The 14409-nt window shown below is 72.2% G+C and carries 11 protein-coding genes and 1 tRNA gene; 1 reads left to right on the top strand and 11 read right to left on the bottom strand.

Annotated features, from left to right (window positions below):
• Positions 1-7 precede the first annotated feature (7 nt).
• The 10 genes from prfA to ACFVVX_RS14380 form a co-directional block, all read right to left on the bottom strand.
• Positions 8-1084, bottom strand: coding sequence for a peptide chain release factor 1 (prfA, locus tag ACFVVX_RS14425; RefSeq protein WP_387945170.1), 1077 nt, complete (start codon positions 1082-1084; stop codon positions 8-10).
• A 162-nt stretch (positions 1085-1246) separates the two neighbouring features.
• Entirely contained in the window at positions 1247-1468 is a 222-nt protein-coding gene (gene rpmE / locus ACFVVX_RS14420; RefSeq protein ID WP_093860516.1) for a 50S ribosomal protein L31, read from the bottom strand.
• 137 nt (positions 1469-1605) lie between these two features.
• Complete coding sequence (locus ACFVVX_RS14415) at positions 1606-2778, bottom strand: LCP family protein (protein WP_387945168.1); 1173 nt, start codon at positions 2776-2778, stop codon at positions 1606-1608.
• Between the two features lie 126 nt (positions 2779-2904).
• Positions 2905-5010, bottom strand: coding sequence for a transcription termination factor Rho (gene rho / locus ACFVVX_RS14410; RefSeq protein WP_387945166.1), 2106 nt, complete (start codon positions 5008-5010; stop codon positions 2905-2907).
• A 612-nt stretch (positions 5011-5622) separates the two neighbouring features.
• Complete coding sequence (thrB, locus tag ACFVVX_RS14405; RefSeq protein WP_387945164.1) at positions 5623-6540, bottom strand: homoserine kinase; 918 nt, start codon at positions 6538-6540, stop codon at positions 5623-5625.
• Between the two features lie 359 nt (positions 6541-6899).
• The gene (thrC, locus tag ACFVVX_RS14400) at positions 6900-7988 is read right to left on the bottom strand and encodes a threonine synthase (RefSeq protein WP_387945162.1); all 1089 of its coding nucleotides are present in this window, start codon (positions 7986-7988) and stop codon (positions 6900-6902) included.
• A gap of 8 nt (positions 7989-7996) precedes the next feature.
• Positions 7997-9289 (bottom strand): homoserine dehydrogenase, encoded by a 1293-nt coding sequence (locus ACFVVX_RS14395; protein ID WP_387945160.1) that lies wholly within the window; start codon positions 9287-9289, stop codon positions 7997-7999.
• Positions 9290-9427: 138 nt separating this feature from the next.
• Positions 9428-10819, bottom strand: a complete 1392-nt coding sequence (gene lysA / locus ACFVVX_RS14390) for a diaminopimelate decarboxylase (RefSeq protein WP_387945158.1) — start codon at positions 10817-10819, stop codon at positions 9428-9430.
• A gap of 88 nt (positions 10820-10907) precedes the next feature.
• Entirely contained in the window at positions 10908-12569 is a 1662-nt protein-coding gene (gene argS / locus ACFVVX_RS14385) for an arginine--tRNA ligase (protein WP_387945156.1), read from the bottom strand.
• Between the two features lie 73 nt (positions 12570-12642).
• On the bottom strand, positions 12643-13071 hold the full coding sequence (locus tag ACFVVX_RS14380; RefSeq protein WP_387945154.1) for a response regulator: 429 nt from the start codon (positions 13069-13071) through the stop codon (positions 12643-12645).
• A gap of 266 nt (positions 13072-13337) precedes the next feature.
• Between ACFVVX_RS14380 and ACFVVX_RS14375 the strand changes: the two genes are divergently transcribed.
• Positions 13338-13409, top strand: a tRNA-Arg gene (locus tag ACFVVX_RS14375).
• Between the two features lie 145 nt (positions 13410-13554).
• On the opposite strand, the gene ACFVVX_RS14370 is transcribed toward ACFVVX_RS14375, so the two are convergent.
• A complete protein-coding gene (locus ACFVVX_RS14370) occupies positions 13555-14406 on the bottom strand; it encodes a hypothetical protein (protein WP_387945152.1) in 852 nt (283 codons plus the stop codon).
• Between the last annotated feature and the right edge of the window lie 3 nt (positions 14407-14409).

Genomic DNA, 14409 nt, shown 5'->3' with positions numbered 1-14409 from the left:
GCCGGTCTCAGTTCTGTTGGGCCGCGGCGAGCTTGGCCGCCGCGTCCGCGTCGACGCAGGACTGGATCACCGCGTTCAGTTCGCCGTCCAGGACCTGGTCCAGGTTGTACGACTTGAAGCCCGTGCGGTGGTCCGAGATGCGGTTCTCGGGGTAGTTGTACGTCCGGATCCGCTCGGAGCGGTCCACCGTGCGGACCTGGCTGCGGCGCGCGTCGGAGGCCTCCCGCTCGGCCTCCTCCTGCGCGGCGGCCAGCAGCCGCGAACGCAGGATGCGCATCGCCTGCTCCTTGTTCTGCAGCTGGCTCTTCTCGTTCTGGCAGGAGGCCACGATACCGGTCGGCAGGTGGGTGATCCGGACCGCCGAGTCGGTGGTGTTGACGGACTGGCCGCCGGGGCCGGACGAGCGGTACACGTCGATCCGCAGGTCGTTGGCGACGATCTCGACCTCGACCTCCTCCGCCTCGGGGGTGACCAGCACGCCCGCCGCGGAGGTGTGGATGCGGCCCTGGGACTCGGTGGCGGGGACGCGCTGCACGCGGTGCACGCCGCCCTCGTACTTCAGCTTGGCCCAGACGCCCTGGCCGGGCTCGGTGCTGCCCCTGGTCTTCACGGCCACCGAGACGTCCTTGTAGCCGCCGAGGTCGGACTCGTTGGCGTCGATGATCTCGGTCTTCCAGCCGACCCGCTCGGCGAAGCGCAGGTACATCCGCAGCAGGTCGCCGGCGAACAGCGCGGACTCCTCGCCGCCCTCACCCGCCTTGACCTCCAGGATGACGTCCTTCTCGTCGTTCGGGTCCCGCGGGACGAGCAGCAGCCGCAGCTCCTCGGTCAGCTCCTCGCGGCGGGCCTCGGAGTCCTTCACCTCGGCGAGGAACTCCGGCTCCTCGGCGGCGAGTTCACGAGCGGCCTCGATGTCCTCGCCGGCCTGCCGCCAGGCGCGGTACACGCGCGTGATCGGGGTCAGCTCGGCGTAGCGCTTGGCCAGCTTGCGGGCGTTCGCCTGATCCGAATGGACCGACGGGTCGGCCAGCCTCGTTTCGAGGTCGGCGTGCTCGACGAGGAGCTCTTCGACTGCCTCGAACATGGAGTGGGCCTTCTTCCCGTGAGAACCGGTGGAGTGGGTGGCGCACGCAGCGCCGGGGACGCGGCCGCCGCGGCGCACGAACGCCGTGGGACGCGAACGGCGCCGGTCCCCAGCGCCCCCGGAACGAGTACGGGGGCACCGGAAACCGGCGCCGAGGGAGCGCTAGGCCTTCGCGCTGTGCTGCTTGCCGAAGCGGGCCTCGAAGCGGGCCACGCGGCCACCGGTGTCGAGGATCTTCTGCTTGCCGGTGTAGAACGGGTGGCACTGCGAGCAGACCTCGGCGCGGATCACGCCACTGGTCTCGGTCGAGCGGGTGGTGAACTCGGCGCCGCAGGTGCAGGTCACATGGGTGACCACGTACTCGGGGTGAGCGTTGGGCTTCAAGGGGATCTCCTAGGTTCGGGAGGGCACCGGGTCGGCGGCTGGAATGCCGCACGTGAACCGGGACCGACGTACCAGTCTGCCAGGACCGGCCGCTTCTTCCCAAACCGGGTCGGCTCCCGGGATATTCCGGGCCCCGGTCAGCGGTCCGCGGTGGCCTTCGCCGACGGCTTGGCGGTACCCGCGGTGCCCGTGGGGGCCTTGGCCGGGGGCGTGGCCGCCTTCGCGGGGGCCGTGGGGGCCTTCGCCGGGGCCGTGGGGGTCGCCTGGGCGGGGTTGACGGGCTGGTCGCCCAGGATGGCCTGCGGGAGCGGCTGGTCGGCCTTCAGGGCCGCCCAGAGCTGTCCGGCCTGCGGCTGCTGCTCGACCACGCGGTTGGCGTCGCCGGGGGCCGTCACGACCGGCAGGGTGACCATGGTGAGCTGGTCCGGCCCGATCCCCTTCAGTTCCTCGGCCAGGCCCACCAGGGAGTTCACCGAGGCCAGCGCCGAGTCGGTGGTGATGCTGCGGGTGAGCGTGTCGCCGACCGACCAGAGCTTGACCGGGTTGGAGAACAGCCCGATCCCGCCGGCCTGCCCGAGCAGCGACTTCACCATCTGCTTCTGGAGCTCGATCCGGCCGAGGTCGCTGCCGTCGCCGACGCCGTGCCGGGTGCGGACGAAGGCCAGCGCCTGCTCGCCGCCCAGGTGGTGCTCGCCGGCCGACAGGTCCAGTCCGCTGTCCTTGTCGTGGATGGCCACCGTCGTGGTCACGGTGGCCCCGCCTATCGCGTCCACGACCCGGGCGAATCCGGCGAAGTCGATCTCGACGTAGTGGTCCATCCGCAGCCCGGTCAGCTGCTCGGTGGTCTTGACCGCGCAGGCGGCGCCGCCGGTCTCGTAGGCGCTGTTGAACATCGCGCGCCTGGCGCCGGCCGCCGCCCTGCCGCCCGCGTCGGTGCAGTCGGGCCGGGCGACCAGGGTGTCGCGGGGGATCGAGACGATCTCGGCGCGCGAGTGGTCCTGGTTGACGTGCACCACCATCGCGGTGTCCGAGCGGGCGGTGTCGCCGGTGTCCCCGCCGGCCAGGGCGCCGTTGCCGCCGGCCCGCGAATCCGAGCCGAGCACCAGCAGGTTGAACGATCCGTCGGTGGCGGCCGGCGGCCGGGCGGTGCCCAGCCGGGCGTCGATGTCGACGCTCTTGATGTTGCCGTTGAGCTTGAAGTACGCGTAGCCGGCGGCACCGGCACCGAGGACGACCAGTGCGGCGAACGCGCACGCGGCCGTCCGCAGGAGCCTGCGGCGGCGACTCGTTACCCTCTTGTGCTCGGCCATACGATCCAGAGTAAATCGGACAACATGATCAAAAGGGCCCAAGTTGTCCCAACTCTGGAACAAACACGGAACCCTGGACCGCTCGCGCGATCCAGGGTTCTGTGCGTGTCTGCCGGTCACCTACTGTCAGTCGCCGGACCCGGGGGTCGTCTTGGCGATCTGCATCAGGAACTCGGCGTTCGACTTGGTCTGCTTCATCTTGTCCAGCAGCAGCTCGATCGCCTGCTGCGAGTCGAGCGCGTGCAGCACCCGGCGGAGCTTCCAGACGATGGCCAACTCCTCGCTGCCCAGCAGGATCTCCTCCTTGCGGGTGCTGGAGGCGTCGACGTCGACGGCCGGGAAGATGCGCTTGTCCGAGAGCTTCCGGTCGAGCTTGAGCTCCATGTTGCCGGTGCCCTTGAACTCCTCGAAGATGACCTCGTCCATCCGCGAGCCGGTCTCGACCAGCGCGGTGGCCAGGATCGTCAGCGAGCCGCCGTTCTCGATGTTGCGCGCGGCACCGAAGAACTTCTTCGGCGGGTACAGCGCGGTCGAGTCGACACCACCGGACAGGATGCGGCCGGAGGCCGGCGCCGCCAGGTTGTAGGCGCGGCCCAGGCGGGTGATCGAGTCCAGCAGGATCACCACGTCGTGGCCCAGCTCCACCAGGCGCTTGGCGCGCTCGATGGCCAGCTCCGCGACGGTGGTGTGGTCCTCGGCCGGGCGGTCGAAGGTCGAGGAGATGACCTCGCCCTTCACCGACCGCTGCATGTCGGTGACCTCCTCGGGACGCTCGTCGACCAGGACGACCATCAGGTGGCACTCGGGGTTGTTGTGGGTGATCGCGTTGGCGACCGCCTGCAGCACCATGGTCTTACCGGTCTTCGGCGGCGCGACGATCAGACCGCGCTGGCCCTTGCCGATCGGCGACACCAGGTCGATGATCCGGGTGGTCAGCACGCCCGGGTCGGTCTCCAGGCGCAGCCGCTCCTGCGGGTACAGCGGGGTCAGCTTGTTGAACTCGGGGCGGCCGCGGCCGCTCTCCGGGTCCATGCCGTTGACGGAGTCCAGGCGCACCATGGCGTTGAACTTCTCGCGGCGCTCGCCGTCCTTGGGCTGGCGCACCGCACCGGTGATGGCGTCACCCTTGCGCAGGCCGTTCTTGCGGACCTGGGCGAGCGAGACGTAGACGTCGTTGTGGCCCGGCAGGTAGCCGGAGGTGCGCACGAACGCGTAGTTGTCGAGGATGTCGAGGATGCCCGCGACCGGGATCAGCACGTCGTCGTCGCCGACCTGCGGCTCGGCGGGGCCGACCTCGAAGCCCTCGCGGCGGCCGCGGCCACGGCGGTCGCGGTAGCGGCCACGGCGGCCACGGCGCCCGTCGCCGAACTCGTCGTCGTCGTAGCCGCCCTGCTGCACCTGCGGCTGGGCGGGCTGCTGGCTCTGGCGGCCCTGCTGGCCCTCGCTCTGGCCGCCCTGCTGCTGGCCCTGCTGGCCCTGGCGCTCGGGGCGGTCCGCGCGGTCCCGGCGGTTGCGCCGGTCGCGACGCGACTCGCGGGAGTCGGCGTCCTGCGCGGCCTGGGCCTCGCCGCCCTCCTGGCGGCCCTCGCGCTCGCCGCCCTCGCGGCGGTCACGGCGGTCGCGGCGGTCGCGGCGGGTCTCGGTGCGACCCTCCTCGCGGCCCTCGAAGCCGCGGGTCTCGGCCGGGCGGGCCTCGGCCTGCTTGGCCTCGGTGACCACCGCGGCGGGCGCCTCGGCGACGGCGTCGGCGGTCGGAGCACCGGCGGCCGAGGTGGCCCGGCGACGGGTGCGCTCGGTGCGGGCCGGCGCGGCGGCGGCGGTCTCGGCGGCGGCCTGGACCGGGATCTCGATCTGGGCCTGCGCCTCGGCGGCCGGGGCCTCGGCCTGCGCGGCCTTGGTCCGGCGGGCCGGCTTCTCGGCCGGCTCGGCGGTGTCGGCCTTGGCCGCGGCACGCTTGGTGGCGGGCGCGGCGGCAGCGGTGCCGCCGGCGGCGGCGAGCAGCGGGTCCCCGCCGCTCTTCTCCTTGATGGCCTCGATCAGCTGGCTCTTGCGCAGGCGTCCCGTGCCGCTGATCCCGAGCGTCGAGGCGAGCTTCTGCAGCTCGGCCAGGACGAGGCCGTCCAGGCCCGCGGCGGCGGTGCGACGGCGCCGGGCCGGGGCCGCGGGGGCGGCGGCTGCGTCCGACGCCTCGGCGTCCGGGCGCGCGCCCATCAGATCGGTGGTGTCGCTCACTAAGGGTCCTTCCCTGGAGCGGACGTCGGCCTGTCTGGCACGGCGACCGGTTGTGCTGTCCTGACCAACGCTCGACTGCGTCGGTCCGAGGCGGTGATCCCCCGGATGGCGGTAGCCAGTCGGGGGAGGGGCTGCGAGGTGCGGTGCGTGAAGCACGGTGGTGCTGGGTTGGCGCGGTGGGCGCGGTGGGATGGTCGCGTACCGACCCTCCCCCGGCCTCCGGCCGGGTGGTACCCCCACGCTGCCTGCGAATCCCGGGCCCCGTCGCGTGACGGTGGCCCGTGCTCCGCCCGGCACGGCCTCGAAGTGGGAGGCTGCGGGGTGGGGGTCAGGTGCCGTCACGGCTTCGGGATGCGGCCGCATGTCGCGCAGGCAGGCTGCGTACGCGCTGCGGTGGGCTCCCGGAGAATCGTCGCCCCGTGCATCGCCGCGACTCCGCTGACGCGGAGTGCTGGGATCGGGACGCGGCGCACCGAGCCCCGGAGGGCACCTGGTGCAGCAATGAGGTTAACACTACCGACCCCCTCAGACATTCCCCAGCCTTGCGCTTGCCAATCGTGTCCGGAGTACCCGGCTCCGGGCATGCCGGAGCCGGTCTCCCGGACGGGGTGTTCAGACGTCGAGCGGGAGTACCGAGGCCCCGGTCCGGTCGAGTTCCAGCCGGTGCGCGGCGAACGCCTCGCCCGCGAAGTGGACGAGCTTGTCGGCCCCCGCCTCGTCGGTCAGCGCGAGGACGGTCGGGCCGGCGCCCGAGATCACCGCGGCGTAGCCCTCGGCCCGCAGCGCCCCCACCAGCGCGGCGCTGTCCGGCATCGCCGAGGCCCGGTAGTCCTGGTGCAGCCGGTCCTCGGTGGCGGCGAGCAGCAGCTCGGGGCGCCTGGTCAGGGCCTCGACCAGCAGCGCGGCCCGGCCCGCGTTGACGGCCGCGTCGGCCAGCGGGACGGTCTTGGGCAGCAGGCCGCGGGCGGTCTCGGTGAGCACCTCGGTGGCCGGGACGAAGACCACCGGGACGACCCGGCCGGACGGCTCCAGGGTGACGGCCTTGGCCGACTCCTCGTCCGTCCACGCCACCGTGAAGTTGCCGCGCAGACAGGCGGCGACGTTGTCCGGGTGGCCCTCCAGCTCGGAGGCGAGGGCCAGCAGCGCGTCGTCGTCCAGCGCGGACGGGCCGCCGATGGTGACGGCGCGGGCGGCCACGATGCCGGCGCAGATGGCGGCCGAGGAGGAGCCGAGGCCGCGGCCGTGCGGTATCCGGTTGGCGCAGACGACCTCCAGCCCGCGCGGCTGGCCGCCGAGGCGGTCGAAGGCGGCGCGCATCGAGCGGACCACCAGGTGGCGCTCGTCGCGGGCCAGCGTGTCGGCGCCCTCACCGGCGATGTCGACGGAGAGCCCGGAGTCGGCGACGCGGACGACCACGTCGTCGTACAGACCCAGCGCGAGTCCGAAGGCGTCGAAGCCGGGGCCGAGGTTGGCGCTGGTCGCGGGGACCCGGACCCGGACGGCGGCGGCACGGAACGCAGGACCGGCCATGCGGTGGACTCTCCTGGGGAAATCGGACGGCGCGAAGCGCGTCGGTGCGAGGGTGGGGAGGGGCCGCGGGCCCCGTCGGAGGCGGACGGTCACAGTCGTCGGCGCGGCCCGGGTAGCGGGTCGGGCCCGGGGCATGTGCCACACGGCCGGACCCAGAGTATCGAAGAGAGGTTCCCCAGTGGTACACCCCGTGGGCCTTCGATCTGGTGTGTTGCCGCTTCTGGCCGGAATGCGTGCCGGAAGGGGGGCGGAATACGCCGCGGAATTGACACAAAAGTGTCAGCCGAAGACGGCGGCGGGCCGACCCCCGAAAGGGTCGGCCCGGGGCTGGGATTCGGCTCGGGAGTGGCGGGATCCGGTCAGTCCAGCAGGCCGAGGCGCAGTGCGGCGGCCTCCGCGTCGATCGGGACGATCTGCGGCTGCGGCGCACCGGCCACCGCCCAGTCCGGGTCCTTGAGGCCGTTGCCGGTCACCGTGCAGACGATCCGCTGGCCGGGGTCGACCAGGCCGGCCTCCGCCTTGGCCAGCAGACCGGCCACCGAGGCGGCCGAGGCGGGCTCCACGAAGACGCCCTCCTGCGCGGCCAACAGCCGGTAGGCGGACAGGATCTGACGGTCGGTCACCTTGTCGATGAGGCCGCCCGACTCGTCCCGCGCGGCGAGCGCGAAGTCCCAGGAGGCCGGGTTGCCGATCCGGATCGCGGTGGCGATGGTCTGCGGCTTGAGCACCGGCGCGCCGTCCACGATCGGGGCCGAGCCGGAGGCCTGGAAGCCCCACATCCGCGGGGTGCGGGCGGCCAGGCCGTCGGTGGCGTACTCGCGGTAGCCCTTCCAGTACGCGGTGATGTTCCCCGCGTTGCCGACCGGCAGGACGTGGATGTCCGGCGCGTCGCCGAGCATGTCGACGATCTCGAAGGCGGCGGTCTTCTGGCCCTCGATCCGGACCGGGTTCACCGAGTTGACCAGCGCCACCGGGTACTTCTCGGACAGTTCACGCGCAAGGGTGAGGCAGTCGTCGAAGTTCCCGTCCACCTGAAGGATCTTCGCGCCGTGCACCAGCGCCTGGCCCATCTTGCCGAGCGCGATCTTGCCCTGCGGGACCAGCACCGCCGAGACCATGCCGGCGCGCACCGCGTAGGCGGCGGCGGAGGCCGAGGTGTTGCCGGTGGAGGCGCAGATGACGGCCTGGGCGCCGTCCTCCTTCGCCTTGGAGATGGCCATCGTCATACCGCGGTCCTTGAAGGACCCGGTCGGGTTGGCGCCCTCGACCTTGAGGTAGACGTCGCAGCCGGTGCGCTCGGAGAGCACCTGGGCGGGGACGAGCGGCGTGCCGCCCTCCAGCAGGGTGACCACCGGGGTGCTGTCGCCGACCGGCAGGCGGTGGCGGTACTCCTCGATCAGGCCGCGCCACTGGTGGGTGTGGGCGCCTCTGTCGATCACGGCGTTCATGGCTGTTCCTACTCCCCTTCGACCCGCATGATGCTGGCCACGTCGCGCACGCTGTCCAGTGCGCGGAGCTTGTCGACCGTCGCCGACAGGGCGGCGTCGGTCGCACGGTGGGTGACCACGACGAGCGAGGCGTCGCCGTCGCGGCCCTGCTGGCGCACGGTGTCGATGGAGACGCCGTGCTCGGCGAAGACGGACGCCACCTGGGCGAGCACGCCCGCGCGGTCGTCCACGTCCAGACTGACGTGGTAGCGGGTGACCACCTCGTCCATCGGCTTGGCCGGCAGCCGGGTGTACACCGAGTCACCGGGGCCGGTGGAGCCGGCGAGCTTGTTGCGGCAGACCGCGACCAGGTCGCCGAGGACCGCCGAGGCGGTCGGCGCGCCGCCCGCGCCCGGGCCGTAGAACATCAGCCGGCCGGCCGCCTCGGCCTCGACGAACACCGCGTTGTACGCCTCGCGGACGGAGGCCAGCGGGTGCGAGAGCGGGATCATCGCCGGGTGGACGCGCGCGGTGACGGACCCGCCGTCCGCGGCCCGCTCGCAGATCGCCAGCAGCTTGACCACGCAGCCCATCTGCTTGGCGGAGGCGATGTCGGCGGCGGTCACCTCGGTCAGGCCCTCGCGGTAGACGTCCGCCGCGGTGACCTTGGTGTGGAAGGCGATACCGGCCAGGATGGCGGCCTTGGCGGCGGCGTCGAAGCCCTCCACGTCGGCCGTCGGGTCCGCCTCGGCGTAGCCCAGCGCGGTGGCCTCCTCCAGCGCCTCCGAGTAGCCGGCCCCGGTGCTGTCCATCTTGTCGAGGATGAAGTTGGTGGTGCCGTTGACGATCCCGAGCACCCGGTTGACCTTGTCGCCCGCGAGGGACTCGCGCAGCGGGCGGATCAGCGGGATCGCCCCGGCCACCGCGGCCTCGTAGTACAGGTCCACCCCGGCCTCGGCGGCCGCGGCGTGCAGCTCGGTGCCGTCCTTGGCGAGCAGCGCCTTGTTGGCGCTGACCACCGAGGCGCCCTGCTTGAACGCCGACAGGATGAGGTGTTTGGACGGCTCGATGCCGCCCACCACCTCGACCACCACGTCGATGTCGCCCCGGTTGACCAGGGCCTCGGCATCGGTGGTGACCAGGTGCTCGGGCACGCCCGGACGGACCCGTCCGGCCCGCCGGACCGCGATGCCGGCGAGCTCGACCGGCGCGCCGATGCGCGCGGCGAGGTCGGCGGCGTCCGTCGTCATGATGCGCGCCACCTCGGAGCCCACCACACCACAGCCCAGCAACGCCACCTTCAGCGGCCGCGTACGCATCATCCGACTCCGCTCTGCATTCATCGTGCTTCGGTATTTCCGGCGGGATTTCGGGGGTCCGCCGGAACTTCGGTCTGTACCAGTCTCCGGGACTTTCCGTACGGATCTACGGTCGTTCCATGATCTGAGACAAGAATTTCGTCATCCGATATCGAGACGCAGGAGATCCTCCTCCGTCTCGCGCCGGACGATCACCCGGGCCGCACCGTCGTTGACGGCCAGCACGGGGGGCTTCAGGGCGTGGTTGTAGTTGCTGGCCATCGAGCGGCAGTACGCGCCGGTGGCGGGTACCGCGATCAGGTCGCCCGCGGCCAGGTCGGCGGGCAGGAAGGCGTCCCGGACGACGATGTCGCCGGACTCGCAGTGCTTGCCCACCACCCGTACCAGCATCGGCTCGGCGTCGCTGCGACGCGACACCAGGGCCACCGAGTACTCGGCGTCGTACAGCGCGGTACGGATGTTGTCGGACATGCCGCCGTCCACGCTGACGTAGGTGCGCAGGCCCTCCAGCGGCTTGATGGTGCCCACCTCGTACAGCGTGAAGGCGGTCGGGCCGACGATCGCGCGGCCCGGCTCCACCGAGAGCCGGGGGGCGCTCAGGTTCGCGGCGGCGCACTCCCGGCGGACGATCTCGGCCAGCGCGGCCGCGATCTCGGCCGGCTCGCGCGGGTCGTCCTCGCTGGTGTACGCGATGCCGAGGCCGCCGCCGAGGTCGATCTCGGGCAGCTCGACGCCGTGCTCGTCGCGGATCTCGGCCAGCAGGCCGACCACCCGGCGGGCGGCGACCTCGAAGCCCGCGGTGTCGAAGATCTGCGAGCCGATGTGCGAGTGGATGCCGCGCAGCTCCAGGCTGTCCTGGGCGAGCACCCGGCGGACCGCCTCGGCCGCCGCGCCGCCGTTCAGCGAGAGGCCGAACTTCTGGTCCTCGTGGGCGGTGGCGATGAACTCGTGGGTGTGCGCCTCGACGCCCACGGTGATCCGGATCAGCACCGGCTGGCGCACGCCCTGCCGGGCCGCGATCGCCGACAGGCGCTCGATCTCCTCGTAGGAGTCGACCACGATGTGGCCGACGCCGGTCTTCACCGCGTGCTCCAGCTCGTCCACGGACTTGTTGTTGCCGTGCAGCGCGATCCGCTCCGGCGGCATGCCCGCGGCCAGTGCCACCGCCAGCTCGCCGACGCTGCACACGTCGAGGTTCAGGCCCTCCTCGTGCAGCCAGCGCACGACCGCCTTGGAGAGGAAGGCCTTGCCCGCGTAGTAGACGTCCGCGCCCGCGCCGAAGGCGTCCCGCCAGGCGCGCGCCCGGGAGCGGAAGTCGTCCTCGTCCATCACGTAGGCCGGGGTGCCGAACTCGGCGGCCAGCCGGTTGACGTCCAGGCCGCCGACGGTGACCACGCCGTCGGCGCCACGGGTGACGGTCCTCGACCAGACCTTGGGGTCGAGCGCGTTCAGGTCGCTGGGCGGCGCCTGGTAGTGGCCCTCGGGCAGCACGTCGCCGTGGCGGGGACCTGCGGGGTGTGCGGAGCGACTCATCGGTGTCTCTCGTCCTTGACCTATGGCGAGGGGCGGCGACGGTCCCCGTTGACCGTCCGCCGCCCCCGCTGTGCGCTTGGGGGTGGTGCTACATCCGCTCGGGCGCCGTCACGCCCAGGAGCGTGAGGCCGTTGGCCATGACCGTTCGCGTGGCCTCGACCAGCCAGAGCCGGGCGCGGTGCGTGTCGTTGAGCTCCTCGTCGCCCTTGGGCAGGAACATGCAGTTCTCGTACAGGCGGTGGTACCGGCCCGCGAGGTCCTCCAGGTAGCGCGCGACCCGGTGCGGCTCGCGCAGCTCGCCGGCCGAGGCCAGGATCCGCGGGAACTCGCCGAGGGCGCCGAGGATGTCGTTCTCCCACTGGGTGGCGAGCAGCTCGGGTTTGAAGTCCTCGGCCGAGCCCTTGTCGACGCCGAGCTCGGCGGCCTTGCGGGCCACGCCGCACATCCGGGTGTGCGCGTACTGGACGTAGTAGACCGGGTTCTCGTTGGTCTGGCTGGTCAGCACGTTGATGTCGAGCGTGATGGTGGAGTCGGTGGAGGAGCGCGCCAGGGTGTACCGGGCCGCGTCCACGCCGATCCAGTCGACGACGTCGTCGATCGTGATGATGTTGCCGGCCCGCTTGGACATCCGGACCTCTTCGCCGTCGCGAAGCATCTTCACGAACTGGCCGATCTTGACCTCGATGTTGCGGTCCATGTCGTCGCCCGCGCAGGCCGAGATGGCCTTGAGGCGGTTGACGTAGCCGTGGTGGTCCGCGCCCAGCATGTAGACCGAGACCTCGGAGCCGCGGTCCCGCTTGGACAGGTAGTACGCGGCGTCGGCGGCGAAGTAGGTGGTCTCGCCGTCGGCCTTGATCAGGACGCGGTCCTTGTCGTCACCGAAGTCGGTGGTGCGCAGCCAGATCGCGCCGTCCTGGTCGAAGACGTGGCCCTGCTCGCGCAGCCGGTCGATGGCCTTCTCGACGGCGCCGGAGTCGTGCAGCGACTTCTCCGAGAACCAGACGTCGAAGTGGGTGCCGAACTCCTCCATGGAGCGCTGGATCTCGGCCACCATGAGCTTGAGGCCCTCGGTGCGGAAGGCCTGCAGCTGCTCGTCCTCGGGCAGGTCGAGCACGCCCGGGACGCCGTCCACGATCGCCTTGGCGATGTCGCCGATGTACTCGCCGACGTAGCCGTCGGCCGGCACCGGCTGCCCGTTGGCGGCGGCCTTCAGCGAGCCGGCGAACTTGGAGATCTGCACGCCGGCGTCGTTGAGGTAGTACTCGGTGGTGACGTCGGCGCCGGAGGCCCGCAGCACCCGCGCCAGCGAGTCGCCGACGGCGGCCCAGCGGACGCCGCCGATGTGGATCGGGCCGGTCGGGTTGGCGGAGACGAACTCCAGGTTGATCTTCAGGCCCTTGAGGGCCTCGTTGCGGCCGTAGACCTCGCCCGCCTCGACGATGGAGCGCGCCAGCGCACCCTGGGTGGCGGCGTCGAGCGTGATGTTCAGGAAGCCCGGCCCGGCGATGTCGACCTTGGCGACCCCGGGCAGCTCTCGCAGACGGGCGGCCACCAGGTCGGCCACGGCTCGCGGCGGCCGGCCGGCCGACTTCGCGAGCTGGAGGGCCACGTTCGTCGCGTAGTCGCCGTGGTCCCTGTTCTTGGGTCGCTCGACCGTCACGTGCTCGGGCACGGCGACGGCCAGCTCGCCCGCCTCGACGGCGGCGCTCACTGCGGCCTGGACTGCCTGGGAAAGCTCTGCGGGGGTCACGACGCCAAGCGTAGGCGAGAGGGGGTGCCCGCCCGCCACTCGGTTTGCCGGTTGAGACGTCCGCCCGCCCGGCTCAGCCCCGATCGATGCCATCTGTTCGCTGAGGGCGAAACCCGTCGGCCCCGCCGCCGCGGACCATCAGTCGCCGCACCAGCGCCACCAGGTCCGCCGGATCGAAGGGCTTCCCGAGGTAGCCGTCCACCCCGACCGACTCCCCCAGGTCCAGATCCGCCGGCGTGCAGGCGCTGACGATCGCGATCGGCAGCCGGCGCGTCCCCGGCGCCGCCCGCAGTCGGGCCGCCGTCCGCAGACCGTCCAGTCGCGGCATCATCACGTCCAGCGTCACCACGTCCGGCTTCACCCGGCGGACCACCTCCAGGCACTCGGCGCCGTCGGCGGCGGTCACCACCTCGAAGCCCTCGAGCTCCAGGTTGACCCTGATCAGCTGGCGGATCACCTCGCTGTCGTCCACCACGAGGACCCGCCCGGACACTCCCGACACCTCACCGAGGGTATCGGCGCGCCCGTCGCCCCGTCCGGCCTTTCCCGACTTCCGCTCCCCCGTCCACCACCCCGCGCTCCCTTCCCGCTCCCCCGCCACTCCACCGTCGCTCCCCCGCCGCTCCCCCGCCGCTCCGCCGTCGGCCGCCCGTCGGCCACCCGCTCCGGGGCGCCTCGGGACGCACCGCCAAAACCCGTGCACGGAGCACGGCCCGGGCCTGGTAATGTTCTCCACGTCGAAGCGAGAGCGACGACAGCACCAAGCAGGCCCCCGTAGCTCAGGGGATAGAGCACCGCCCTCCGGAGGCGGGTGCGCAGGTTCGAATCCTGCCGGGGGCACTTCGCAAGAAGTGCAACAGAGGCCCAGATCAGTGGAGTTCATCCACGGATCTGGGCCTTCGTCATGCTGCGGACAGGTCAGGCCGCCACGCTGGGGCCGCCGCCCTGGCAGGACGGCGACCCGGAGGCGGCGGGCGGTTCGCGGTCAGCCGGCGATCGGGGCCGCGAAGGTCTCGGCCGGGCCGAAGTCGGAGAAGGTCACCTTGTTGACCGCCTTGACGCCCTTCTGCTCGACCTGCTGCTCGACGTAGAGGGTGCGGCCCCTGCGGTCGATCCACTGGTCGAACTCGAAGCCGGTGGCGCCCTTCGCCTTCATCGACTTGTACGTCCGCGGGTCGACGGTGCTCAGCTGCTCGACGTCGATGTGGCCCGCCAAGTGGTAGGCGGCGACGCCGTTGCGGGTCTCCATGCCCTTGCGGGCGGAGGGGCCGGAGGCCAGCAGCAGCTTGGCGAATTCGCTGTAGTCGAGGACCGCGTTGTCGGTGGAGCGCGGCACCTTGACCCAGTCGTCGCCGGGCGTGGAGAGGTCCCGCATGTAGTTGGCGTCGGGCGTCGTCAGGGTCTCGATCCACAAGATCGGCTCGGTCGCGCCGGGGGCGGTGGTGCGCATCTCGATCCGGCCGGTCCAGACGCTGTTGAAGTTGCTGCGGCCCTTCATCGTCGACAGCACCGCGCCGCCGCTCTCGGTCGAGATGGACACCGACACCGCGTACGGCGCCTTGTCCGCCCCGGCCAGCGCCTGCTCCGGGTCGAACGCGCCGTCGGCGGGCGCGGCGGAGGGGGCCGCGGTGGAGGGGGCCGCGGTGGCAGCCGCGGTCGGCGAGGCCGTCGCGGTCCGGGCGGTGGCGGCCGGGGTGGTGGCGGCCGGGGCGGAGGCCGCGGCAGAGGTCGGGGCCGACGGGGCGGCCGAACCGGTGTCGTCGTTGCACCCCGCCACGGCGGCGAGGGCCAGGGCCGTCGCGGCGATCGTCAGGGCGGTGGTGCGGGAGGTGGTCACGAG

Source organism: Kitasatospora sp. NPDC058170, from assembly GCF_042883905.1.
Taxonomy (GTDB): Bacteria; Actinomycetota; Actinomycetes; order Streptomycetales; family Streptomycetaceae; genus Kitasatospora.
The sequence above is the reverse complement of the archived record's forward strand: the minus strand, read 5'-3'. Positions and strand labels throughout refer to the sequence as shown.